This window comes from Ruegeria sp. HKCCD6426 (genome assembly GCF_057221115.1).
In genome coordinates, this window is the sequence record NZ_JBWVBF010000001.1 from 707,996 (window position 1) to 732,488 (window position 24,493).

Genomic DNA, 24,493 nt, shown 5'->3' on the forward strand with positions numbered 1-24,493 from the left:
TACTTGGAGTGTTCGATTACAGCGCTTCCGAGCCGGTTTCACCGGTCCGGATGCGAATGGCTTGCTCAACGGGCGAGACAAAGATCTTGCCGTCGCCGATTTTGTCGGTTTTCGCGGCCGAAACGATGGCCTCGATGGCGGCATCGACCTGATCGTCGTCCAGAACGACCTCGACCTTCACCTTGGGCAGAAAGTCGACCACGTATTCCGCACCGCGATAGAGTTCGGTGTGGCCTTTCTGACGGCCAAACCCTTTGACCTCGATCACGCTGAGGCCCTGGACACCCACGTCCTGCAGCGCCTCTTTCACTTCGTCCAGTTTGAACGGCTTGATGATCGCTTCGATCTTCTTCATCCCGGGCTCCCTATAACACTTGTCAGGAAGGCACTGATCACGTCTAAGATCGGTCGGCAATCTGATTGCGAAAATGGCGGCACGCGCGTGCCGAGAAAACAGGCGGCAGGTGAAATTTTGATCGACTTGCACAAAAAATAATCAAAATTGAATCGCTGAGGGATTTGAGATGACGGAATTGCTGACAGCTGCGCAAATGCGGGCCATCGAATTGGCCGCGATTGAGTCTGGTGAGGTAACCGGGCTGGAGCTCATGGAGCGGGCCGGGCTGGGCGTTGTCGAGGCGATATTTGAAGAGTGGCCGGAACTGGCAAAATCGCCTGGCCGGGCTGTGGTTCTGTGCGGGCCGGGGAACAATGGCGGCGACGGCTTTGTTGTTGCGCGGATGTTGCGTGAGTTGGGCTGGGAGGTGGAAGTTTTTCTGTATGGCGATCCCGAAAAGCTGCCTCCGGATGCGCGTACGAACTATGAGCGCTGGATGGAGCAGGGAGTGGTCTCGAAGTTGTCCATGCCTTCACCAAATAAAAGTGAAATTGACCTATTGGAGAAGCGCGCTGCCCGCACGTTCAGCGCAGCTGGTCCTGAGTTGATTATAGACGCGTTGTTCGGCACCGGGCTTACGCGCTCGATTGGCGGTTTAAAAAATACTCTCGAGGTCATCCAGATTTGTTCAGAGGTTAACGTCGATCCTTGGTGGCCGAGGGTCGTTTCAGTCGACGTTCCGTCTGGGCTCTGCGCCGATAGCGGCAAGGCGTTGGGGGATGAAGGTGTTTTGGTAGGCGCGAACCTCACAGTTACTTTTCATGGCAAGAAACTTGGCCACAATCTTAGCGAAGGACCCGAATACTGCAGAAAAACAGTAATATCGGACATTGGACTATCTTCTCCCGGGAAGACTGGTTCGATTTCGCGAAGGGCTTTGATAGAACATCATGGCGAAAGAAGGCTGGGCAGGGTTCTCAGTGTTCTAGTGGATGAAAGCCGTTTGTCGCCATATCTCCCCAAGGAGCCATTCGAACACAAGTACACCCACGGTCACGCGCTCATCCTCTCAGGCGGCTCAGCCAAAACCGGGGCCGCGCGGCTGGCGGCACGGGGGGCTTTGCGCATTGGGGCAGGGTTGGTGACCCTGGCGGTGCCTCCGGCCGCTCAGATGGAGGTTGCTGCACAGGTGACGGCCATAATGTTGCAGCGGGTTGAAGGCGCGGATGGCTTGACCGACCTGCTGAAGGATGAGCGGTTGAACGCCCTTTGCCTCGGTCCGGGGCTAGGTATAGAACGCGCGCGGGAGTTGGTGCCGGCTGCCCTAAGTGCCAAACGTGCAACGGTTCTGGACGCCGACGCGCTGACGGCGTTTGCGGATGATCCGGCGGCGTTGTTCTCTCAACTCCACGACACCTGTGTTTTGACGCCGCATGGGGGAGAGTTTTCGCGGTTGTTCCCGGACATTGCCGAGAAGCTGTCGGAAACACCAACCAAAGGCCCGGCCTATTCCAAGGTGGATGCCGCGCGTGAGGCCGCAAAACGGGCAGGATGCGTGGTGTTGTTCAAAGGACCAGACACGGTGATCGCTGCGCCGGACGGGCAGTGTTCGATCAATGCTGCGGTGTACGAACGCGCAGCTCCTTGGTTGGCGACCGCAGGTTCGGGCGATGTGCTGGCAGGCTTTATTGCCGGGCTTCTTGCTCGCGGGTTCAGCCCCATGCGGGCGGCGGAAACAGCGGCCTGGCTGCATGTGGAATGCGCATGTCAGTTTGGGCCGGGCTTGATAGCTGAAGATCTTCCCGAGCAGCTTCCTTTGGTATTCAGGGAACTTGATATCTAGCAATGATCGGCAATTAGTGGCCGATAGCGTGAGAAAGCAGCAAACTTTCGCCGCCGCATCCCGCCAGATGCATAGCGGGTGTTTGCAAGATGCAGAGCTCGGCGTCAGAATTTGCTTGAGCTTGTTGTGAGTCCGAAGGTCGAGAATTGGTAAGCTATTGAAAACAAATTATAAATTTTGTCACTCTGTGGACGGGTTGTGGCGAAAATGCAATGAAGGCGGAACTTGAAGAGGCCATCTCTGGAAACTCAATTATCTGTGAACGATTTGGCAAGTACATAAAAACCCTGAACCATTCATGGTGAACGACATGACAGTGAATTATAAACGAACTTCGATTGCAGCCGTTCTGGCCGCAACGACGGCGATCCCCGCGGCGGCAGAGCTGAAATACGAGAACAACAGCGGCGGATATGTGCTGCTGTATGGTCAGTTGGACCCGGTGATTGTCTCCGTGGATGATGGCGTGCAAACCGAAACACGTCTTTTGGATAATGACCTGTCCAACAGCCGCGTTGGCTTGCGCCTGATGCAGCCCTATGGCAGCAACGAATTCATGTTTCGCTTTGAAAGCGGATTGGGTTTACCAAGTACTGGCACGGCCAACCAGAATGGCACCAATACCAACGGTTGGACCCGTGAGGACATCCGCCATTTGGATTTCTCATTAATGGGTGGGTACGGCAAGTTTTCGGCGGGCCAGGGTAGCATGGCTTCGGATGGAGCTGCTGAAGCTGACTTGTCCTATGTCGGGACCGCCTTGTATTCGTTCACTAGTGATGAAAACGGCGCATTTTTCTATCGCGATCCGAATGGCATGCTGAGTAATATCACTGTCGGCGCCTCTTCCAGCAATTTTGACGGCGGGCGCCGGGGCCGCATTCGTTATGACACGCCTGATTTCAACGGGTTTTCGGGAGCGATTGCCTATGGCCAAAACGTCCTTTCCAGTAGCGACGATGATGACTATTACGACTTAGCCATTTCTTACGGTAATACCTTCGCGAATGGCGTGGAGTTGGCTGCAAGCATCGCCTATGCCGTGCGCGATTTCGACGACGGATCGGGTGAGAGTAGAAATACGATCGGCTCGGCCTCGGTTCTGCTGCCTAGTGGTCTCAGTTTTACAGGAGCCCTAGGTACACGAGACGACACATCCGCGGGTGCTAGTGATCCGGATTATTGGTACACGAAAGTTGCTTACGAGGGGGACTGGATCTCTTGGGGCAAAACCGGCGTTGGTATCGATTATTTTGACGGGTCGGATTTCGAAAACAGCGGTTCCAGCACCAAGTCTTGGGGTATTGCGGTCGTGCAGCGGATCGACAGCATCAATACCGACGCCTACTTGAAATATCGAAACCATGACTTCGATGACACAGTCGACTTTGACAAAAACGAAGCTTGGGTATTGGGCGCACTCTGGAAGTTCTGATCCCCTGATGGAATGATAAAAAACGCCCCGGTCTGATCCGGGGCGTTTTTTTGTTCAAATTGACGGCAAAACAAGGCTGATCCGGCCTTTGCCCCTTGCACGTGGACGGTGGGGCAAATAGAAGGCGTCAAATTTGCCCGGCGCGCCGTTTTGCGCGCCCCGAATCCTATGGGGACTACCATAATGCAGGTTACCGAGACGCTGAACGAAGGTCTGAAACGCGGCTACAACATTGTCGTATCCGCTGCTGAGCTGGACGAGAAGGTCAACGAGAAGCTGACCGAAGCGCAGCCCGAAGTCGAGATGAAGGGTTTCCGTAAAGGCAAGGTGCCAATGGCGCTGCTGAAAAAGCAGTTTGGTCAGCGCCTGTTGGGCGAGGCCATGCAGGAAACCATCGACGGTGCCATGAACAAGCACTTTGAAGACAGCGGCGAGCGCCCCGCGCTGCAGCCCGATGTCAAGATGACCAACGAGGACTGGAAAGAAGGCGACGATGTCGAGGTCGCAATGTCCTATGAGGCGCTGCCGGAGATTCCCGAAGTTGACCTGAAGTCGGTCGAGCTGGAAAAGCTGGTTGTAAAAGCTGACGACGCTGCTGTTGAAGAAGCACTGAACAACCTGGCGGAAACTGCGCAGGATTTCAAAGCACGCCGTAAAGGGTCAAAGGCGAAAGATGGCGATCAAGTCGTGATCGACTTTGTTGGCAAGGTTGACGGCGAAGAGTTTGAAGGTGGCTCGGCTGAAGACTACCCGCTGGTTCTGGGTTCGAACAGCTTCATCCCCGGTTTTGAAGAGCAGCTGGTCGGTGTGAAGGCCGAGGAAGAAAAAGACGTCAACGTCTCCTTCCCCGAGGAATACGGAGCCGAGCATCTGGCCGGTAAAGACGCTGTCTTCAACTGCACCGTGAAAGAAGTGAAGGAGCCAGTCGCCGCCGAGATCAACGACGAACTGGCAACCAAGTTTGGCGCGGAAGATTTGGCAGCCCTGAAGGGTCAGATCTCTGAGCGTCTGGAGGCGGAGTACACCGGTGCGGCGCGTGCGGTAATGAAGCGTGCGCTGCTGGATGCGCTGGACGCCAAAGTATCATTCGACCTGCCGCCGTCGCTGGTTGAGGCAGAGGCCAAGCAGATCGCACATCAGCTTTGGCACGAGGAAAACCCTGAGGTCGAAGGCCACGATCACGATCCGATCGAGCCTACTGAAGAGCACAACAAGCTGGCCGAGCGTCGCGTGCGCCTGGGCTTGCTGCTTGCCGAGTTGGGCCAGAAGGCAGAGGTTGAAGTTACCGATGCCGAGATGACCCAAGCGATCATGAACCAGGCGCGCCAGTACCCTGGTCAGGAACGTCAGTTCTTCGAATTCGTGCAGCAGAATGCCCAGATGCAACAGCAACTGCGGGCACCGATCTTTGAAGACAAGGTTGTCGATTACGTTTTCGAATTGGCTCAGGTCTCGGACAAGGAAGTCAGCAAAGACGACCTGCAAAAAGCCGTTGAGGCACTGGAAGAGGAGTAATCCTCTTCCCGCTCCTAACCTAAGGGGCTTAAAAAGAAGCGGAGCCGCCTGACATTGGGCAGCTCCGCATGGGGTGGCTTTTGTACTTATGAGGTGAGGGGGTCAGGCCTCATGAGCAAAAGCACGGGGGGTTTTTAGCAGAGCGGTCTTCTGCTCTGGCGTGAAAGTGTCAGACAGGGCTTCGATCAGTTTCAGAACAGCCTGTCTTTCGTCTTCGGTTTTCGCGGCGCTCATCTGCTCGACGAAGTACTTCTCGAGATCTGTAAGCGGTTTGTGGTCACGATTTGCGGGGCTTTGCTCGGCTGCTTTCTTGGCTGCGAACAACTCCAGTGCCTTCTCTTCGTCGATGAAGACATCTTCGTGAATTCCAGCGAATTCTCGAACTCCGGAAATGCGTTCTTCCGTACAATCAAGCAATGCAGCGAGGGCCGCGACCTTGCCCATCGGCACCGTCTGTCCAACGTAGTCGTATGGCGCGCAGTTCGATCGCTTGAGAACACGGTCCATGACTGGGTCGATCACGGTAATGATGTCCTTAATACCCGCACTGCGGGCATATTCCAGCGAACCGATCATTAGCTCGCACGTGGCATAGGACACTGAGTTCTTTTCTTTGCCGCGGGTCAGACGCTGCGTGTCTACGCAGAAGCGTGTGGATTCCCACATCGTAGCGCTTCGGATCGGTGCTTCGCCACACAGGATTGCTGAGAAAACATCAGACAACATGTGCGGACCAGTAGTCTGGAGTGCACGCACGGCTGCGACGACATTCCCCCCGTCGTCGAGACCGATCACATATGCAGGATCCAGATGATCGAACTGGTCGATTTCCTTGCCGTCTTCGATATTAACGTCCCAACCGAGACGTCCGCCGAAAACTCTGGCTCTCAATTCGAACATGTCGTCGAGAACCTCGCTGAACAGATGTCTGTTCAACCCGTCAACTACTAAGATCATATCATCCCCCTTCGAGTGGTATGTCGGTGAAATTAACGTTACCGGTTTTCCACAGCGAATCTATTGGGGGATTCCCGTAATCTTGCGCTTTTCAAGCCTCAAATTTGGTGATTTTGGCTTTATCCAGGGTAGATTAGCCCGATTCCGATCGCCCGACCGACCGCCTGAGGCGTCGTCAATGCGTTCAACTTTTCGCGGGAGGAGCGCAAATGCACCTCAACCGTGCGGTGGGAAATCGACAGAATATCTCCGATATCCTGCTGCGATTTACCGGCCGCGGCCCATTGCAATATCTCCAACTCACGGCTGGACAAGGTGGGGTGGTACAACATCCGGCTAAGGGTGTCGGATGTCATGACGTTGTCATGTATGTGTACGGCCAGAGATTGGAGCTCACTGATTACGTTGGGAACCAGTTTCTTCCACTCATCGCGGCTGCAATCGCGCGTCGCGCTCAGCAAACCGATATCGCCATATGGTCCGCGAACTGGAATGGTTATCCCTTGATCCGGGATGCCGAAATCGTGCGCGTCCCGGAAAACTCGTTGAAAATCCTTGCTGCGTTCGAGCCGACTCCAGTCCACGGGCGCAATACTGCGTTGGCTCATGTGCAATGTCGGGTCGATCAGGTGCAGGCCCTGCTCCTGATAATGCGCTTTCCAGTCATCGCCATAAGTTACATGCCCATGGATGGAACCCGCAGCTGGGTTCATGCCCGCATAGGCAGCGTGGTCCATTTCGAATTTGTCGCAGACCTGCTTAAGGAACTCATCGTAATGAGTATCCTCTTGGGGAAGGGTGCTGAGATCTACAATATCCATAAGGTTAACTACCTAAACCCGACTTAACGGGCGACCCCAATTACGCCAGGACAAACGATCCCACCCACCTAGCGTTGTTCAAAACACCATATTTTCAGTCATATGACAAGAACATGTGGCAAATGTCTGCCTTTTAAGAATCAATGTGCTCTAATTGCACGATTTTTTGCAGTCATAGCGTGAAATTTAATGCGCGGACACGCCTTGGGTACGGAATTCCGGTATAGGCCCATCTGATTATGAGTGTGCTTTTAATTCATGTTGCGCACAATTTGAGCTTAATCGGAACTCGACACCAATCCGGTTTCAACCAGCATGCCCCGTTTCTTGGCCTCGGGGTAATAGCCCTTGGCATAGAGGAAAATGGCGCGCTGTTGGTCGCCGTCGGACAGCAGCCAGGCGCCGCGTAAGTATTTTCCCGCGAATTCCAGATTGGTATCAGCGTCCAGCAGCCCCTGAGCGTTGCCGCGATACCCCATGGATCGAGCAGTTGCAGGAAGGACTTGCAGCAGCCCGTAATATGGGCGGTTCACGGCCCAGGGGCGGTGTGTACTTTCGCGGATCGCCAGTTTGTGGACCAATTCCCGCGGAAGTTCATACTCATCCGCCCACTTGTTAATCGAGGCGCGCAATTCAGGCGTTTCATTGGGATAGAGCGGAGGGTTAAAGTTGTCCGTGCTATCTGATTTGTCAGGCCCGCCGCAGGCCGCGAGAGGCGCGATCAGAAATATGGTCAGCAGGCTGCGACGAAGCATATTTGCCATACAATTTCTCCCTATCGTCGATCGGATCATAGGCGGGAAACACTTGACTGCAAGCGGAAGGCTTGGTTCTGGCAGAAACTTGCGCGGGATACGTGTATAAAAAAGGCCGCGCTGAAACAGCGCGGCCTTGGATCACGATATTGCCAGCCCGATCAGGCTTTTGCTTCGTCTTCTGCTGGTGCCTCTTCGGTGACCAGATCATCATCTTCCGAAGCGGCCGAGCCGATGTCGTCGAACAGTTCGGCGATTTCGAACTCAGCAGCGGCTTCTTCTTCTGCGGCCAGCTCCTGGATCGATTTACCCGATGCCTGCAGTTCGGCTTCTTCTTCCGAACGGGCGACGTTCATCTTGATTTCGACCTCAACCTCGGGGTGCAGTTTGACTGCAACCGAGTGCACGCCCAGATCTTTGATCGGAGCAATCAGGATGACCTGTTTCTTGTCGACGGTGAAACCAGCTTCGGTGGCGGCGTCTGCGGCGTCACGCGGAGTGACCGAACCGTACAGAGCGCCGGCATCCGATGCCGAGCGAATCACGATGAACTGCTGACCGTCCAGCTTTTCAGCCAGCGCTTCAGCTTCTTTCTTGGTTTCCAGGTTGCGGGCCTCAAGCTGCGCTTTCTGGGCTTCGAACGACGCGATGTTCGCCTCGGACGCGCTCAGCGCTTTGCCTTGCGGCAGCAGGAAGTTGCGGGCAAAGCCGGGCTTGACGTCAACGACGTCGCCCATCTGTCCCAGTTTCGCAACGCGTTCCAAAAGGATAACTTGCATGTCAGTCTCTCCTTACTTCACGGCGTAGGGCAGCAGGGCGAGAAAGCGGGCGCGCTTGATAGCACGGGCCAGTTCACGCTGCTTTTTCGCCGAAACGGCGGTGATGCGCGAAGGAACGATCTTGCCACGCTCAGAGATGTAGCGCTGCAGCAGACGGGTGTCTTTGTAATCGATCTTCGGCGCGTTGTCGCCCGAGAACGGGCAGACCTTGCGGCGGCGGAAAAATGGTTTTGCGGCCATGGTTTAAGTCCTTTCGTCAGGCGTTGATCAACGGCGCTCGCGGCGGCCTTCGCGCTCATCGCGCTTCTGCATCTGGACCGAGGGGCCCTCGGCATGCTCGTCGACCTTGATGGTCAGAACGCGCATAACGTCGTCATGCAGGCGCATCAGGCGTTCCATCTCCTGAACGGCGCCAGCGGGGGCGTCGGTCTTCAGGAAAGAATAGTGACCCTTGCGGTTTTTGTTGATCTTGTAGGCCATTGTCTTGACGCCCCAGTACTCGCTGTCGACGACGTTGCCGCCGTTGTCAGCCAGAACGGTGCCGAAATGTTCGACAAGGCTTTCTGCCTGCGCGTTGGACAGATCCTGACGCGCGATCATTACATGCTCATACAGTGGCATGTGCACTCCTGTTTATATCAAGGCGCATTTCAAAGACGGGGCCATCCGGTCCTTCGCGACCCTGCCACGAGAGGCTGCGCGATTCATACGTATTGCGAAGGAAGGCCTCGTATACACGTTTATTCGCCCGGGGCAAGCCCTGCCACATATGCCTTTGAGACGCCGCCCAATTTCCTTTGAGCCGCCCAATTCCTGACGCTTTTCGCCCCGAGGTTGTTCATTAAGCCGGGAGCACCCGGACCATCGGAACCAAAGACAGGGCGAGACAAATGGCCGTGACGAATACGAATACATTCAAGCAAGCCGCGCCCGGCGCCGCTTTTGACAAATCCGTACCTGTGCTGATCACATTTGCTCCGAATTGGAAAGCTCGGATGATCCTGTTCCGTGTGATTGGTGCTTTCATGATCGTGTCTGCATTTTCCATGTGGCTGATGCCCGGATCCGTGATGGGGACTGACGTTTGGCCGATCAAACTGGCTGCATCTCTTATGTTTCTGATTGCCGGTGTCAGCTTGCTGACCATTGAAATTCTGGACGATCGTCCTGATGCCTATTTCGACCCGATCCGTCGCGAGGTGCGTATTCTCCAGAAGAATGAAAACGGTCGCCCCCAGACAGTTCTGCGCCGCAGCTATGACTCGCTGGGTGGTGCGCGCTTTGATGAGGGGCAGGTTGAACTGTTCGATGTCGATGGAAGCTTGCTTATGAAATTGCCGCTGGAATCGGCGGATGTCAGCCGAGCGCTGAAAGGGCAATTAAGCCAAAACGTACCGATATTTGCCTAAACTCCGTTCTGTTCAAAAAGGAACAGAGGTTGTTGATTAATATGGCTTGTGTGCCGCCTCTTGGCGGCACATTTTTCTTGTTGAGCAACCCACCCGGTTTGCACAACAAATTTGCGGAGATTGTTATGAGATCCACACTTTTTGCCACCACGTTATTCACCGCCGCGATCTTGGCGCCAACAGTGTTTGCGGAAACCTGGAAATTAGATCCGGGGCACACTGAAGTTCGCGTGTACTACTCCCACGCTGGATTTTCACGGCAATCCATCGAATTTGGTACGGTTGAGGGCGAACTGGAATTTTCAGAAGGTGCTGTTGACGATGCAAAAGCCAATTTCAGCATTCCAGTAAATAGCGTTGTAACCGGGAATGATAAGTTCAATTTGGACATACTGAGCGAACCTTTGTTCAACGAAGCGAACTTCCCGATTGTCCAATTCGTCTCGACTTCGGTTGAACAGACAAGTGACAATACACTGACGGTTGTTGGCGATCTGATCATTAAAGATATTTCGAAGCCGGCAACTTTTGATGTCACCGTTAATGGGTATGGCGATCATCCCGTTGGGCAGTACATTGACTACAACAAAGGCCAGTGGCTGGGCATCACAGCGACCACCATGATCAAGGCCTCGGAGTGGGATATGGGCGCGTTTTTTCCACCCAATGGTGACGAACTCGAGATAGTGATCAACGCGGAACTGAAGGCTCAGTAGTCGATTGAGGTTCGCGCTTCTTTAAGCGGCGTGGACCGAGGAAGTTCCAGCGCAATTCGCTGGCAGCACGTTGTCAATGACATTTCCGCTGCTGTCGGCGGATGTCAGCCGAACATTAAAGCCCAATCGAGCCAAAGCGTAACTACTTTCCCCTAAATTCTACTCTGTTCAAAAAAGAACAGAGGCTGTGACAAAATTGGACTTGTGTGCTGCCACTGCACAGCACATTTACCTTTGAGCAACCCAACAGGATTGCTCTTAGACACACTTAAAACAAAGCGGAGATTGTCATGAAATCCACCCTTCTTGCTGCTGCTCTTGCCGTGTCGGCGACGTCGGCATTTGCCAGCGCCGAGAAATACGTCCTGGATCCCAGCCACAGCCAAGTCGTCTTCAACTACTCCCATCTGGGTTATTCGACCACTACTGGCATGTTCTCGGGCTTTGAAGGCGAGATCATGTTTGACCAGGAAAACCCCGCTGAGTCGAGCGTGACCGTATCTATGCCTGTCGTCGAGATGATCACTGGCTGGAAGCCGCGCGAGGATCACTTTATGACCGAGGATTTCTTCGGTGCCGCCGAAGGTGATTTGGTTACTTTCACCTCGACTGGAATCGAAGTCACGGGCGAAAACACTGCTAACATCACTGGTGATCTGACGATGAATGGCATCACCAAGTCGGTTGTGTTGGATGCCAAGTTGAATCAGGTGGGTGATCACCCTATGGCTGGAAAGCCTTGGGCGGGCTTTGATGCGACCACGACTTTGGTGCGCAGCGATTTCGACCTGGGCCAGTTTGCACCGTTTGTGAGCGACGAGGTGGAAATCAAGATTTCCATTGAAGCGCAAAAGGACGAAAAAGCCGGTTCATAACTGGTTCATAATAGTAGCTGTGAAGCCGCCGGAGCCAGCAGCTCCGGCGGTTTTTTTTATTTGCCTCTGATTGCGGTCAATTCGACAGAAACTGCAACCGCGAAGGCCAGAGAATCTTCCTTTGGCTGAGATGTCCCGACGTCGAAATCCAAACGATTGAGATCAACAGAACCTGACATGCTTGCCGTGTCGTCTTGCAGGTCGAGTGTGAACGGCAGAATGATGTCCAGCGTTTTGTCGCGGATTGTGAGTGAGCCGCGGGCTTCGTAACCGGTTTCGGTCTTAAAGAGGTCAGCTTTGAACGAAGCGGTCGGGAAACTGGCAACGTCAAAGAAATCAGCGCCCTTGGCCTGATCCGAGACGGTGCCCAAACTCAAAGACCCAATGGAAATGGTGACGTCTACCGAACCCGCCAGGCCGGGGTCGGCCGGGTCTTCGAAGGCAATTGCTGCAGTCCAGTCGGTAAAAGTGCCAGTGACCAGGCTGCCAAGCTGCGTGATAGTGATGGAAAGCGTCCCGTCTTCAACCTTCCAATCAGATTGTACTTCAGTGAGTTCTACAGAGTCACCCGCAGCGTCCGAATGGGGCGACAGAACGCCGATTGACCATCCGCCAGCGATTATCGCTGCCCACGCGGCGACGGCTGCCACAAGCGGAAGGGCAGAGTGTTCTTGCCAAGGCGGCTCGGGCGCGTCTGACCGACCCGGCAACATGCGTCTGAGTGTGCTGTCCTTATCGACCACGTGGTGTTTCAACGCGCCCATGATGTGCAGGACGAGTGAACCGACCAGCACCCAGATGAACAGCCAGTGCAGGCCAGCAGTTACCTCTGACAAATAAGCGGATTTGGGGACGAAAGGCAGGTTCTGACTGAACGGCCACAGGATCGGAGCAAACCCTTCGGCGGAAGCATGGTGGAGCCAACCCGTCAAAGGCACCAGAACAAGCGAGGCATAGAGCATCCAGTGTATCGTTTCGGCGACAAAGGCTTCGGGTTTGTTCTCGGCATTCAGGAGTCCCGGCTTTTGTTGCGTCACCGCCCAGAGTATTCGGGCGAGAGCGACAAAGAAAACTGTCACCCCGACAGTCTTGTGTACCGAAAACAAGCGTGCCGCCCGAGCGATGTCGTCTTCGGTCGTCGGGATGGACGGGTCAAAGACAGCATGGGCCAGGTTTTCGGCGACCCAGCCCAGTGGCAAAGCAGTGATAATCAGCAAAGCGGTCAGCCAGTGGAAGGTCTTAGTTACGCTGCCGTAACTGGAAAGGGTGTTGGTCGAGGCCATTAGGGGAACGCTCCGAGATTCGTTGGGTGTGCTCAACCTAAGGCTGGCGCGAATGGACACAAGTATGAGTGAACGCACAACGTGGGTGCCCATATGCAGAACGCAGGCAGCGCTTGTGCCAGACGGTCAGTCAGTTTACACCCCGCCGCAACCTGACGTCATCCAAGAGGCAACAATGACACGCGCGTTCGTTTTTCCGGGGCAGGGCGCCCAGACCATCGGAATGGGAAAGGCACTGGCCGAGGCATACCCCGCCGCCCAGGCCATTTTTGACGAAGTTGACGAAGCCCTAGGAGAAAACCTGAGCGCACTGATCTGGGACGGCGAAATCGCCGATCTGACTCTTACCCAAAACGCGCAGCCTGCACTGATGGCCACTTCGATGGCCGCGATGCGTGCACTGGAAGCCGAAGGCGTTTCGATTTCGGATGCTGCCTTCGTGGCCGGGCATTCTTTGGGAGAATATTCTGCTCTGGCTGCTGCGGGATCGCTATCAGTTGGTGATACGGCTCGTCTGCTGCGAACACGTGGCCGGGCGATGCAAAGCGCAGTACCGGTGGGCGAAGGCGCCATGGCTGCCATACTGGGTCTCGATCTGGATACCGTGCGCATAGTCGCGGAAGAAGCTGCGCAAGGTGAGGTCTGTCAGGCCGCTAACGACAATGACCCGACGCAGGTCGTTGTCTCAGGATCGAAAGCCGCTGTCGAACGCGCAGCTGATATTGCCAAAGAGAAGGGCGCCAAGCGGGCGGTAATGCTGCCAGTCAGTGCTCCGTTCCATTGCGCACTGATGCAGCCAGCTGCTGACATGATGGCCGAGGCTTTGGCCGATGTACAGATCAACGCTCCGGCCGTGCCTTTGGTGGCCAATGTTCGGGCCGAAGCTGTTACCGATCCTGATGTGATCCGCACCCTGCTGGTCGAACAAGTTACCGGGTCGGTACGCTGGCGGGAAAGTGTACAGTACATGGGCGCTCAGGGCGTGACTGAAATATGGGAAATCGGTGCCGGTAAGGCACTGTCAGGCATGATCCGCAAGATCGACCGCGCCATTGCAGGCAAAGCGGTTGGAACACCCGAAGATGTTCAAAAGGCCATTCAGGTCGCAGAGTAAGCACAGAATACGTCTGAAAAGGCGAAATGAGAGGAAAGTCGAATGTTTGATTTGACAGGTAAGAACGCGCTGATTACCGGCGCTTCGGGCGGCATCGGGGGCGATATTGCGCGTGCCCTGCATGGCGCCGGCGCAACGGTTGGGTTGTCTGGTACCCGTGTTGAACCCTTGCAGGCCCTTGCTGACGAACTTGGCGAGCGCGCACATGTCCTGCCTTGCAATCTGAGCGACCCCGAAGCTGTTGAGGCCCTGCCAAAGCAGGCGGTAGCGGCAATGGGTTCGGTTGATATTCTGGTGAACAACGCAGGCATCACTCGGGACAATCTGTTCATGCGCATGTCGGATGAAGATTGGCAGAGTGTGATCGACGTGAATATGACGGCCACCATGAAACTGTGCAGGGGCGTCATTCGCGGCATGATGAAGAAGCGCTGGGGCCGGATCGTAAATATCTCCTCGGTTGTTGGCGCGATTGGCAATCCTGGTCAGGCGAACTACGCGGCTTCCAAAGCGGGCGTGGTCGGGTTTTCCAAAGCGCTCGCGCATGAGGTTGCAACTCGGGGAATTACCGTGAACGCGGTGGCTCCGGGCTTTATCACTACGGCGATGACCGAAAAACTGACGGACGAGCAGAAGGCTGGTCTGCTGCAGCAGGTTCCCGCGGGTCGCATGGGGGAGCCGGAAGAAATCGCGGCAGCGGTTATGTATCTGGCCAGCCCCGAAGCGGGATATGTTACCGGAAGCACCTTGCATGTGAATGGCGGCATGGCCATGTTGTAATCGCAGTTCGGGGCAGATGCGAAAGCGTTTGCCTTGAGCGTTGTCTGTGCTATAGGCGGCGCACATGCATAGGGACCGGTCGATTTGGCCGGTTCTCTGATTTCCCGGGTATCCGGGACCCAAACCGCCCGGAACGGGCAAACCAAGGCCACCGTGAGTGGGCGATGGACAGAACCGGGCAAACCGCCCTGATAAGGAATGAGGAATAGACATGAGCGACGTCGCAGATCGCGTTAAAAAGATCGTTGTTGAGCACCTGGGTGTGGAAGAAGACAAGGTTGCGGAAAACGCCTCCTTCATCGACGATCTGGGTGCAGACAGCCTGGACACTGTTGAGCTGGTTATGGCTTTCGAAGAAGAATTCGGCATCGAAATCCCTGATGACGCAGCCGAGACCATCCAGACTTTCGGCGACGCGGTCAAATTCATCAGCGAAGCCTCTTAAGAGCATCGAATCTGATAAAAAGCGGCGCTTCCCAGCAACGGAGGCGCCGTTTTTTTGTGCCTTACCGGAATTTATCCTTGCGTGGTGAACGGGCGGTTCGCACTCTGACCTATGAGGCATAGTTCCGAGCGGGCAAGGGCATGATAAGATCCACCCCGATGATAAATACGGCGCGTCTGACGCTGTGCGCGATGCGACCCGAGGATTTCGGGCGGTTTGCGGAAATCTGGCGCGACCCTGAGGTTGTGCGCCATGTTGGCGGCATTCCGCGTTCGCGAGGCGAGGCATGGGAATCGTTTCTCCGAAATGCCGGGCATTGGCAGATGACCGGATTCGGACAGTGGGGCGTGGTGCTTCAGTCGAATCGCACGTTGATTGGTCAGGCCGGATTCTTTTATGGAAATCGTGATTTAGGTTCAGACTTCGACTCGCACCCCGAAGCCGGTTGGGTATTCGCCCCGGAAGGGCAGGGGCAGGGATACGGGTACGAGGCCGCAAAAGCCGCACATGACTGGTTTGACAGGGTTATTCCCGGACCTTTGGTGGCGCTGGTCGATACGGCAAACATGCCGTCTCGGAAACTGGCGATCAAACTGGGGTACGAACTTTTACGCGAAACGGAATACAGAGATACACCAGTGCACCTGTTTCGCCGGAACGGTCCACCCGCATTGGTGTGAAACATGTCCCGCGCTGCGATGCCGCAAAATGAACCAACTGTGCCGATCTTATGAGATTCAGGACCAGTTTCTGCATGTATGGTATCTTGAAGTTGCAGAATGATTCAGCGGAGGATTTGGGTCATGATGATTTATCCCACTATGGAGTTGCAGAACGGTCGGTGCGTGACACTGGAAAAAGGCCGTCTGGATGAGGCAATGATCTGGCATGTGGATCCGGTTGAAACAGCGCGCAGTTGGTCTGCAGCGGGTGCCGAATGGATGCACCTGACCGATTTCGATGCGATCGAAGGGCGGGACACCAATGAAGAGCTGGTCGAGGAGATCATTCGCACAGCCGAGATGCCCGTGCAGTTGGCAGGCGGCATGCGCACGCGCGAGCGGATAGAGCATTGGATTGACAAGGGTGCCGGACGTATCGTGGTCGGAACCTTGGCGGCACGCGATCCGCATCTGGTCAAGGAGCTGGCCAAACTCTACCCCGATCAGATCGTTCTGGCTGTTGATGTATGGCAAGGATACGTGATGACCGAAGGGTGGCGCAGCCAGAGCGCGTTTACCGCAGACGCCTTCATTGAAGCCTTCGCGGATGCGCCGTTCTCGGCAATCGTGGTCACGGATATCGACAGCGACATGGAAGATGTTGAGGCGCAGCTGGGCCTGATCTCGGGGTTGGCAGAAAAGTCCCGTACACCGGTGATTGCGAGCGGCGTCGTGCGCACGGCGGATGATATTTCCCGGTTGGCGTATATTCCGAACATATCCGGAGTCATCGTCGGTCGCGCGTTGTTCCGTAAAACACTGACTGTGAACGAAGTTCTGGCAGTTGCGAAAACCGCGCACGAGCCAGTGGCCCAGTTTCAGTAAGTCGGAACAAACAATAGAGAACCGCCCCTTGCCCTTTACGGCAAGAGGCGGCTTTTTTATTTCCACGAGAATTATTCCTGTACGGGGCTGTCATAGTTGGTTTGAGCAACATGATGCCGGAAGGGATTGTGCCGAAGCTCTTGCCCCCGGACCCCGGGCCGGGGTATGAGCGGTTCTCATAACAGGAAGCAGGCAAGAGGCATTTCATGCGCAGAGTCGTTGTTACCGGTCTGGGATTGGTCACTCCTTTGGCTAGCGGGGTCGAGGAAACCTGGTCACGGCTGCTGGACGGAGAGTCCGGCGCGGGCCCGATTACCCTGTTTGATGCCGAAGCAAGCGGGGTCACCACGACCTATGCCTGCGAAGTGCCGCGGGGAGATGGCACGAACGGTACGTTCAACCCCGACGATTGGATGCCGCCGAAAGAGCAGCGCAAGATCGAAGATTTTATTCTGTATTCGGTTGCCGCGGCCGAGATGGCCTGTAGAGACGCGGGTTGGTTGCCGGAGGACGAAGAAGATCGCCTGCGGACCGGTGTTCTGATTGGATCGGGGATCGGTGGCCTGGGGTCCATTGCCGAAACCGCGAACCTGATCCGCGACAAAGGTCCGCGTCGGGTCTCTCCATTCTTTATTCCGGGCGCACTGATCAATCTGGCCTCGGGGCAGGTGTCAATCCGGTTTGGCTTCAAGGGTCCAAACCACTCGGTCGTGACAGCCTGTTCGACAGGTGCCCATGCCATTGGTGACGCTAGCCGTATCATTCGAGCAGGCGAAGCCGACGTCATGATTGCGGGCGGCGGTGAGGGCTGTATTTGCGAAATCGGGATTGCCGGGTTTAACTCGTGCAAGGCGTTGTCGACCAAATTTGCCGACAATCCGCAGGCAGCCAGCCGTCCTTATGATGTGGATCGCGATGGATTCGTGATGGGCGAAGGGGCCGGCGTTGTGGTTCTTGAAGAATACGAACACGCCAAGGCACGCGGGGCCAAGATTTACGCCGAAGTTCTGGGCTATGGGATGTCGGGCGACGCCTATCACATCACTGCACCGTCCGAAGATGGCGACGGTGCCGAGCGTTCCATGAGGGCCGCACTGCGCAGTGCCGGCCTAGAGCCGACAGATCTGGATTACATTAACGCTCATGGTACTTCCACCATGGCGGATACGATCGAACTGGGAGCGGTAGAACGTCTGTTGGGTGATCATGCCAGCGAGGCGACCATGAGCTCGACCAAGTCGGCAACCGGACACCTGCTGGGTGCCGCGGGGGCCATCGAGGCTATCTTCTCGGTCCTTGCCATTCGTGATCAGGTTGCGCCTCCGACGATCAATCTGGACAACCCTGCGGTTGAAACAGCAATCGATCTGGCACCGAATGCCAAGCGCGAACGTGAGATCAATGTGGCCCTGTCGAACTCGTTTGGGTTTGGCGGCACCAACGCAAGTGTGATCTTCGGAAAGGTAAGCTAAATGTGGCGGGCTCTGGCTTCGAACATGCTGACCATTTTGGTGGTCAGCCTGTTCCTGTTTGGTGGCCTGATCCTGTGGGGGCAGTCGCAGTACAAGGCTGAAGGGCCCTTGGAAACCGCGATCTGTCTGCAGGTGAAAAGCGGATCCAATATGACGCGGGTCAGCCGCGACCTTGAGGATCAGGGGGCCATCAGCAATGCCATGATCTTTCGAATGGCGGCGGATTACGCGGACAAGTCTCAGCAGCTGAAAGCCGGTAGCTTTCTGGTGCGGGAGGGCGCGACCATGGAGCAGATCGTCGAAGAGATTACTCACAGCGGCGCCAGCACCTGCGGAACAGAAATCGAATACCGTATCGGTGTGACCCGAGTACAGACACGCGTACGCGAGTTGGACCCGGCAACGCTAAACTTTGTCGAAATCGCGTCATTTGTTGTTGGGGACGAAGAAGCCCCGGAGATATATGCGGATAAGCGCGGAGCCGCTGATACACGCTATCGCGTTTCCCTGGCGGAAGGTGTCACCAGCTGGCAGGTTGTCGAGGCTTTGAAATCGGTGGAAGTGCTGGAAGGCGAAGTAGCCGAAATCCCGCCCGAGGGGACGCTTGCACCGGATAGCTATGAGGTCACCCCCGGTGAGGATCGAACTGCAATTCTGCAGAACATGGCGCAGAAGCAGCAACTGCGGATCAACGCCGTATGGGAATCTCGTCAGGACGGCCTGCCGATTGAAAGCCCGGAAGAAATGCTGATCCTAGCCTCAATCATCGAGAAGGAAACGGGTGTTCCGGAGGAGCGTGGTCAGGTGGCCAGTGTATTTGTGAACCGCCTGAATCAGGGAATGAAGCTGCAAACAGACCCGACGGTAATCTATGGTGTCACCAAGGGGCAAGGGACCCTGGGACGTGGGTTGCGTAGAAGTGAGCTTCGACGCGCAACACCCTGGAATACATATCTGATCGACGGTTTGCCGCCCACGCCGATTGCGAACCCAGGGTTGGCAAGCCTGCAGGCGGCTGTTGCCCCTGAGGCTACCGATTTTGTGTTCTTTGTCGCTGACGGCACGGGCGGTCATGCTTTTGCGGAAACGCTGCAAGAGCACAACAGGAACGTCGCCAAATGGCGGGAAATCGAGGCTCAGCGGAACTCGGGTAACTGACGCAGGTCCGGTTCGTTCTTTTGCCTACTGGAATTTACTTGGGGTGATCTCTTCGGCAAACGAGCTGCTTGCCGAAGAGACCCAAGTCCTATGCAGCGGAACGACGTCGCGGGCGGCGGCGCTTTGATGGCGCAGGTTGCTGCCCGCCTGAGGCGGCCTTAGGTTTGAACCCGCGCCGGCGGTTGCCTTGATTACGCGCTGGTTTCTTGGTCTCCACAAACTCGGGCATTGTGCCGCTGGCCACTGGGATTTCGATTTTCATCAGCTTCTGGATCTGACGCAGCAAATCGACTTCTTCGGCTGAGCAAAATGCGATGGCTTCGCCTTCCCGTCCGGCGCGGGCGGTGCGGCCGATGCGGTGGACATAATTGTCGGGCACTTCGGGCAGATCGTAGTTGATTACGTAGGCGACGCCGGGGATATCAATCCCGCGTGCTGCCACGTCAGTTGCCACAAGGACATTGATTTCACCCGCGCGGAAGGCCTTGATTGCACGGTCACGCTGTCCCTGGCTCTTGTTGCCATGGATCGACGCTGCGTTGTAACCGTCGGCTACAAGGCCTTTCATCAGTTTTTCAGCACCGTGTTTGGTGCGCGAGAAGACAAGCGTCAGTGCGTCCATGTCCTGTGACAGGATCTTGCGCAGCTTTTCCGGCTTCCCGGGCTTGCTGACAAAATGGATGGATTGAGTGATTTTGTCTGCGGCCTTGCCCGGAGGTGAAACCTGCACGCGCTGAGGGTTGGTCAGGTAGGCGCGGCTGAGTTCCTCCATCTGTTTGGGCATGGTGGCCGAGAACAGCATGGTTTGTCGCGGGGTGCCAAGCTGCGGAGCGATCCTGCGCAGCGCATGAATGAAGCCCATATCCAGCATCTGGTCAGCTTCGTCGAGAACAAGGTGCTTGACCGAGCTGAGGTCAACGGCGCGGCGATCCATCAGGTCGATCAGGCGTCCGGGTGTCGCGACGAGGATATCAGTTCCGCGCGACAGGAACATGATCTGTTTGTTGATCGATTGCCCGCCAACAACAGTGGCGACGCGCAGTTTGGTGTTCTTGGTCAGGTTGCGCAGACTATCCGCGATCTGGTTGACCAGTTCGCGGGTGGGCGCAAGGATCAGAGACTTGGCCATTTTGGGCGCGGGTTTGCCGGGTTGGGCCAGCAGGTGATCGATTAATGGCAAGCCAAAGGCCAGTGTTTTTCCGGTCCCCGTTTGGGCCAGGCCAAGGATGTCATGGCCGCTCAGGGCCAGCGGGATGGCCTGGTTCTGGATAGGGGTGGGCTGAGAAAAGTTAGCACGTTTCAGTGCGTCGTTCAGGGCCGGCGCAAGGCCGAGCATGTCGAAGTCGAACAAATAGCATTCCTTTGTGACCCGCTGCCGAAAAAGGGTCAGGGGACAAGAGTGACAGGCCACGCAATGCGCGCGACCAGCAAGGGTTTAGCGAGGCCTCGGAACGTGCAGGCGAACCCTGCATCATCCGGCCGTCGCATCAAGAACCCTGCGTGAATGGGAACTGAAGAAAGTATGAGGCGCTGTGGGGCCGCGCTTGCGGCCCGCCGATGCTCACGCGTCAGCGCCGTGTTGACCGGCACATGAGGCCTAAGCGCGAGAATGTCAAGCTTTAGTGTGAATTACAGGCGCCGACGCTGTTACGCCTGATCCCAGCGATTGACGACCGTATTTGATGCATGGCGCCTTTTCTTAGTACTCAGTCTTTTGACCTGTTGCCGAAGGTCATTCTGGAAAGCACATCATGACCGTCTACCAAACGGTGCTTTATTACAGCTGCGACGTGAACGACGGTCAAGGCAAGCATGGAATAGGCGAGCCACTTGTGAAGAAATTCCATCGCATCTTCGAGATTTAACCCCCAGAGGGTTTTCAATGTTGGAAAGACCTTTGGCATAGAAAGACCAAACCACTTTGCTCCATGCCCTCCAAAGTCAATTTCGGCCCAGCCAACAACGATAGTTGCTAAAGGCAGGAGATACAGTCCGAAATGCCCGAAGTGTGATCCTACTTTTTCCCACCGCGCGAACGATACGGGAAGTGGTGGTAGTGCGTTGGTCAATCGGACCACTATACGCACCACCAGCAGCACAAAAAGCGTCACACCGATAGAGATGTGAAGTCGAAACAAAAGTTCCTCGACTGCTGAGTCATCGGGTACCAATGACGTCATCGCAAATCCGCATACCCACATGAAGATGAAGCCGGCGGCCAGAATCCAGTGTAATACTCGTGCTGATAGTGCGTAGCGTTCCATTTTACTTCCGTTAACTAAACTTCGAAGGCCCATTGCCATGAGGCATTGCGAGCTGCCATCGGAGATACGTGAAGTAGCCGGATTGCGCGTAGGCGGCTAGAAAAATTCGCGAACGGTTACTTCTCGACCACTCACGGATCAACTGCTAAATATCAGTGATGAATTTTGTTAGTGTGCAAATTGCTGAACACGGCCGGAGGGCCGTTGTGAACAAGGTGCTTTTGGTCACATTGGTTGGCGCTGGATTCGCGGTAGTCCTCGAGCCCGATCACACAGAAAACCTGCCGTTTCTTGCCGCTTTTGGTTTATGGGCAACTCACATTCTGTTTGCGGCGGCTATTTTTCTAACCGGAGTTTGGGTGCTTGAGAGATGCGGCGCGCGCTCAACTGTTTCGGTTGGTCTTTCAGCATTGGCATTGCCTTTTATTTTTGCGCCCATTTCACTGATTTTGGATTATGGATTTGGGCACCCGGATGATGAGCTTGTGGCAGGGGCGTCACTGGCCGCGGTTTATTTTGGCGAAGTGGTGGCGGTTGCGCCGGTGACTTTAATCATTGCAGCCATTGTTGCGTTCGCCCTGCACCTGCGCAGCGGCTCTGTCGTGGAAGAGACCTCAGCTTTCCCAGATACCCCATCATTGAGGAGCCTGATCGAAAACGTTCCCCATACATTGGGTGATAACATAATCTGCGTTCACGCTCAGGATCATTATGTTGAAATCATTACCACTGAAGGACGTGCCCTGGTTAACGAAAAATTTGGGTCGTGCGTGGACAGACTAAGGCCTTTAAAGGGAATACAGTGTCACAGATCTCATTGGGTCAGTCTGGACCACGTCAAGGAACTCACCCGATCAGGAAGCGCGTTTCTATGCGTTCTAAGCAACGGAGATGCTGTACCTGTCAGTCGTAGAAGGTACTCTGATTTGAAGAAAAGGTTGTGAGCGCAGATTGTTTCTTTCGCACTTGCATTGTTGTGTTCCGTTTCGGATGAGATGGTTAACGAGCTAGGACATTGAGTGTAGAAGCTTCTTTTTTGGAACCACTCTCATTACTTCTGCTAATACTTCAGTGATATGGTGGTGAATGGGAACGGTCATCCCTGAGTATTAAAAAAACATTAAAACGTAGGGCGTTACCCGTTGCTTCAGTGTTGCGCCAAACATTGACCTAGCGGGCGTTTTCACGTATAAGTTGTGCCATGCTAGAAGAAGTGGGCAACGGCCCCGGGGCGACCCGGTGGCCGTTTTTCGTTTCTCTCGTGCGGAAAAACTCACGCATGAGGTCACAGGCAAACATGACTTTGATTACCCCGGAAGAGCGGATATCTCAGACGGCTGAATTGTTGCAGTCTCTTGAAAGATCCATTCGCGATCTGCGCCAGGCAGCGGAAGAACTGCGCAGGCAGATCGGAACCGGGGAGGATGCAGACCTGGCTGGTTCAGCCAAACAACTCGGGCAGCTGGAGGGGCTGATCCGAAGTTGTCAGAAAGTGGAGACAAGCTTTGTCGAACAACATCACAGACAAGCCGGAATTGCCCAAGGGGGGTATGCGCTCGACCTTGAGCGCGCTCGATTTGAAGTCGGGTGCAGGTTGGCTCGCCTCCGCCGATGCTGCGGTGCGGGACAGATTTCTGAGTGAGATCGGGGAGGGGGGGCTGTGCGCCCTCCCTTTCCTGTTCGAGTTCTGGGCGTTGCCGCATCAATTGCCGCCCAAGGGTGTTTGGCGATCCTGGGTGATCATGGGCGGGCGCGGGGCAGGCAAGACGCGGGCTGGCGCTGAGTGGGTGCGGTCTGTGGTCGAGGGGTCTTTGCCGTTGGATAAGGGGGCGGCGTGTCGTGTGGCCTTGGTTGGTGAGACCTTTGATCAGGTGCGCGATGTGATGATCTTTGGCGATAGTGGGATATTGCAGTGCTCGCCGCCAGATCGGCGACCTGTTTGGAAGGCATCGGAACGGAAACTGGCCTGGCCCAACGGGGCCGAGGCACAGGCGTTTTCGGCGCATGATCCCGAGGGGTTGCGCGGCCCTCAGTTCGATGCGGCTTGGGTGGATGAGCTGGCCAAGTGGAAGAAGGCGGGCGAGACCTGGGACATGTTGCAGTTTGCGTTGCGGTTGGGAGAAAGGCCGCGGGTCTGTGTGACCACGACACCGCGCAATGTGAAAGTTTTGAAAGATTTGTTGGCTTCTCCGTCAACGGTCGAGACCCACGCGCCGACCGAGGCGAACCGGGCCAATCTGGCGGAGTCGTTTCTGGCGGAGGTGCGGGCGCGCTATGCCGGAACGCGGCTGGGGCGGCAGGAGTTGGACGGGGTGCTGCTGTCGGATGCGGAGGGCGCTTTGTGGACGGGCTCGATGCTGGAGGCGGCGCGCTGTGCGCAGGTGCCCGATTTGGATCGGATCGTGGTGGCACTGGACCCGGCGGTGACGGCGGGGTCGGATGCAGATGCCTGTGGGATCGTTGTTGTGGGCGCGCAGGTGCAGGGGCCTCCCAAGGAGTGGCGCGCCTATGTGCTGGCGGATCGGACGGTGCAGGGCGTTGGCCCGGCGGGTTGGGCGCGGGCGGCGATTGATGCGATGGACGAATTCGGGGCCGAGCGGCTGGTGGCCGAGGTCAATCAGGGCGGGCAGTTGGTGGAAGAGGTCGTGCGGCAGGTGGACCCTCTGGTGCCTTATCGGGCGGTACGAGCCTCACGCGGGAAGGTCGCGCGAGCGGAGCCTGTGGCGGCATTGTACGAGCAGGGGCGGGTTTCGCATGTGGCCGGGCTGGACGCGCTGGAGGAACAGATGTGCCAGATGACCGCGCGGGGATTCGAAGGGCAAGGCTCACCCGACCGGGTCGACGCGCTGGTCTGGGCGCTGCATGAGCTGGTTGTGGGACTTGCGGGGGCGTATCGGCGGCCTAGGGTGCGGAGTTTGTGAGTTTGGGGTTCGCGGATATGCGCAGGCACCTTAGATGCATAGAAAGAATTATCATGTTGAAACAATG

The 24,493-nt window shown here is 55.9% G+C and carries 25 protein-coding genes; 15 read left to right on the top strand and 10 right to left on the bottom strand.

Annotated elements, in window-relative coordinates; all coding sequences use genetic code 11:
* Positions 1–16 precede the first annotated feature (16 nt).
* Positions 17–355, bottom strand: coding sequence for a P-II family nitrogen regulator (locus tag AC2TDA_RS03535; protein WP_170325301.1), 339 nt, complete (start codon positions 353–355; stop codon positions 17–19).
* 169 nt (positions 356–524) lie between these two features.
* On the opposite strand from AC2TDA_RS03535, the gene AC2TDA_RS03540 reads away from it, so the two are divergent.
* The 3 genes from AC2TDA_RS03540 (at position 525) to tig (ending at position 5,130) form a co-directional block, all read left to right on the top strand.
* Positions 525–2,180: an NAD(P)H-hydrate dehydratase gene (locus AC2TDA_RS03540; RefSeq protein WP_480878846.1), complete on the top strand. Its 1,656-nt coding sequence runs from the start codon at positions 525–527 to the stop codon at positions 2,178–2,180.
* 310 nt (positions 2,181–2,490) lie between these two features.
* On the top strand, positions 2,491–3,615 hold the full coding sequence (locus AC2TDA_RS03545) for a porin (RefSeq protein WP_480846731.1): 1,125 nt from the start codon (positions 2,491–2,493) through the stop codon (positions 3,613–3,615).
* 183 nt (positions 3,616–3,798) lie between these two features.
* Positions 3,799–5,130, top strand: coding sequence for a trigger factor (gene tig, locus AC2TDA_RS03550; RefSeq protein ID WP_480846733.1), 1,332 nt, complete (start codon positions 3,799–3,801; stop codon positions 5,128–5,130).
* A gap of 102 nt (positions 5,131–5,232) precedes the next feature.
* On the opposite strand, the gene AC2TDA_RS03555 is transcribed toward tig, so the two are convergent.
* The 6 genes from AC2TDA_RS03555 to rpsF form a co-directional block, all read right to left on the bottom strand.
* Entirely contained in the window at positions 5,233–6,087 is an 855-nt protein-coding gene (locus tag AC2TDA_RS03555; protein WP_480846734.1) for an acyl-homoserine-lactone synthase, read from the bottom strand.
* 119 nt (positions 6,088–6,206) lie between these two features.
* A complete protein-coding gene (locus AC2TDA_RS03560; RefSeq protein ID WP_480846735.1) occupies positions 6,207–6,908 on the bottom strand; it encodes an autoinducer binding domain-containing protein in 702 nt (233 codons plus the stop codon).
* A gap of 278 nt (positions 6,909–7,186) precedes the next feature.
* Positions 7,187–7,663 carry a transglycosylase SLT domain-containing protein gene (locus AC2TDA_RS03565; protein WP_480878968.1) on the bottom strand — a complete coding sequence of 159 codons (477 nt, stop codon included), beginning with the start codon at positions 7,661–7,663 and terminating at the stop codon, positions 7,187–7,189.
* A gap of 161 nt (positions 7,664–7,824) precedes the next feature.
* Entirely contained in the window at positions 7,825–8,442 is a 618-nt protein-coding gene (gene rplI / locus AC2TDA_RS03570) for a 50S ribosomal protein L9 (RefSeq protein WP_480846737.1), read from the bottom strand.
* A gap of 12 nt (positions 8,443–8,454) precedes the next feature.
* Positions 8,455–8,682 (bottom strand): 30S ribosomal protein S18, encoded by a 228-nt coding sequence (gene rpsR, locus AC2TDA_RS03575; RefSeq protein ID WP_005982441.1) that lies wholly within the window; start codon positions 8,680–8,682, stop codon positions 8,455–8,457.
* Positions 8,683–8,709: 27 nt separating this feature from the next.
* On the bottom strand, positions 8,710–9,063 hold the full coding sequence (rpsF, locus tag AC2TDA_RS03580; RefSeq protein WP_039970775.1) for a 30S ribosomal protein S6: 354 nt from the start codon (positions 9,061–9,063) through the stop codon (positions 8,710–8,712).
* A 269-nt stretch (positions 9,064–9,332) separates the two neighbouring features.
* Here rpsF and AC2TDA_RS03585 point away from each other — a divergent pair, with 269 nt between their 5' ends.
* The 3 genes from AC2TDA_RS03585 (at position 9,333) to AC2TDA_RS03595 (ending at position 11,442) form a co-directional block, all read left to right on the top strand.
* Positions 9,333–9,851: a hypothetical protein gene (locus tag AC2TDA_RS03585; RefSeq protein ID WP_480846739.1), complete on the top strand. Its 519-nt coding sequence runs from the start codon at positions 9,333–9,335 to the stop codon at positions 9,849–9,851.
* Positions 9,852–9,880: 29 nt separating this feature from the next.
* On the top strand, positions 9,881–10,567 hold the full coding sequence (locus AC2TDA_RS03590) for a YceI family protein (RefSeq protein ID WP_480878847.1): 687 nt from the start codon (positions 9,881–9,883) through the stop codon (positions 10,565–10,567).
* Positions 10,568–10,857: 290 nt separating this feature from the next.
* A complete protein-coding gene (locus AC2TDA_RS03595) occupies positions 10,858–11,442 on the top strand; it encodes a YceI family protein (RefSeq protein WP_480846741.1) in 585 nt (194 codons plus the stop codon).
* 56 nt (positions 11,443–11,498) lie between these two features.
* On the opposite strand, the gene AC2TDA_RS03600 is transcribed toward AC2TDA_RS03595, so the two are convergent.
* Complete coding sequence (locus AC2TDA_RS03600) at positions 11,499–12,725, bottom strand: cytochrome b/b6 domain-containing protein (RefSeq protein WP_480878848.1); 1,227 nt, start codon at positions 12,723–12,725, stop codon at positions 11,499–11,501.
* A 175-nt stretch (positions 12,726–12,900) separates the two neighbouring features.
* On the opposite strand from AC2TDA_RS03600, the gene fabD reads away from it, so the two are divergent.
* The 7 genes from fabD to mltG all read left to right on the top strand — a co-directional run bounded on the left by fabD (position 12,901) and on the right by mltG (position 19,241).
* Positions 12,901–13,839, top strand: a complete 939-nt coding sequence (gene fabD / locus AC2TDA_RS03605; RefSeq protein WP_480878849.1) for an ACP S-malonyltransferase — start codon at positions 12,901–12,903, stop codon at positions 13,837–13,839.
* Between the two features lie 42 nt (positions 13,840–13,881).
* The gene (gene fabG, locus AC2TDA_RS03610; RefSeq protein ID WP_480878850.1) at positions 13,882–14,619 is read left to right on the top strand and encodes a 3-oxoacyl-[acyl-carrier-protein] reductase; all 738 of its coding nucleotides are present in this window, start codon (positions 13,882–13,884) and stop codon (positions 14,617–14,619) included.
* Between the two features lie 211 nt (positions 14,620–14,830).
* Positions 14,831–15,064, top strand: a complete 234-nt coding sequence (locus AC2TDA_RS03615) for an acyl carrier protein (protein ID WP_008756330.1) — start codon at positions 14,831–14,833, stop codon at positions 15,062–15,064.
* 140 nt (positions 15,065–15,204) lie between these two features.
* A complete protein-coding gene (locus tag AC2TDA_RS03620; RefSeq protein ID WP_480846746.1) occupies positions 15,205–15,744 on the top strand; it encodes a GNAT family N-acetyltransferase in 540 nt (179 codons plus the stop codon).
* Between the two features lie 123 nt (positions 15,745–15,867).
* Positions 15,868–16,611, top strand: coding sequence for a 1-(5-phosphoribosyl)-5-[(5-phosphoribosylamino)methylideneamino]imidazole-4-carboxamide isomerase (locus AC2TDA_RS03625; RefSeq protein WP_480878851.1), 744 nt, complete (start codon positions 15,868–15,870; stop codon positions 16,609–16,611).
* A 206-nt stretch (positions 16,612–16,817) separates the two neighbouring features.
* A complete protein-coding gene (gene fabF / locus AC2TDA_RS03630) occupies positions 16,818–18,083 on the top strand; it encodes a beta-ketoacyl-ACP synthase II (protein WP_480846749.1) in 1,266 nt (421 codons plus the stop codon).
* Positions 18,084–19,241: an endolytic transglycosylase MltG gene (gene mltG / locus AC2TDA_RS03635; protein ID WP_480878852.1), complete on the top strand. Its 1,158-nt coding sequence runs from the start codon at positions 18,084–18,086 to the stop codon at positions 19,239–19,241. It begins immediately after the preceding gene.
* A gap of 88 nt (positions 19,242–19,329) precedes the next feature.
* On the opposite strand, the gene AC2TDA_RS03640 is transcribed toward mltG, so the two are convergent.
* Together AC2TDA_RS03640 and AC2TDA_RS03645 are read right to left on the bottom strand one after the other, a co-directional pair.
* Positions 19,330–20,592, bottom strand: coding sequence for a DEAD/DEAH box helicase (locus AC2TDA_RS03640; protein WP_480878853.1), 1,263 nt, complete (start codon positions 20,590–20,592; stop codon positions 19,330–19,332).
* A 355-nt stretch (positions 20,593–20,947) separates the two neighbouring features.
* Complete coding sequence (locus AC2TDA_RS03645; protein WP_480846753.1) at positions 20,948–21,505, bottom strand: cytochrome b; 558 nt, start codon at positions 21,503–21,505, stop codon at positions 20,948–20,950.
* A 206-nt stretch (positions 21,506–21,711) separates the two neighbouring features.
* Here AC2TDA_RS03645 and AC2TDA_RS03650 point away from each other — a divergent pair, with 206 nt between their 5' ends.
* Together AC2TDA_RS03650 and AC2TDA_RS03655 are read left to right on the top strand one after the other, a co-directional pair.
* Positions 21,712–22,449: a LytTR family DNA-binding domain-containing protein gene (locus AC2TDA_RS03650; protein WP_480846755.1), complete on the top strand. Its 738-nt coding sequence runs from the start codon at positions 21,712–21,714 to the stop codon at positions 22,447–22,449.
* A gap of 606 nt (positions 22,450–23,055) precedes the next feature.
* On the top strand, positions 23,056–24,426 hold the full coding sequence (locus tag AC2TDA_RS03655) for a DNA-packaging protein (protein ID WP_480878970.1): 1,371 nt from the start codon (positions 23,056–23,058) through the stop codon (positions 24,424–24,426).
* Positions 24,427–24,493 lie beyond the last annotated feature (67 nt).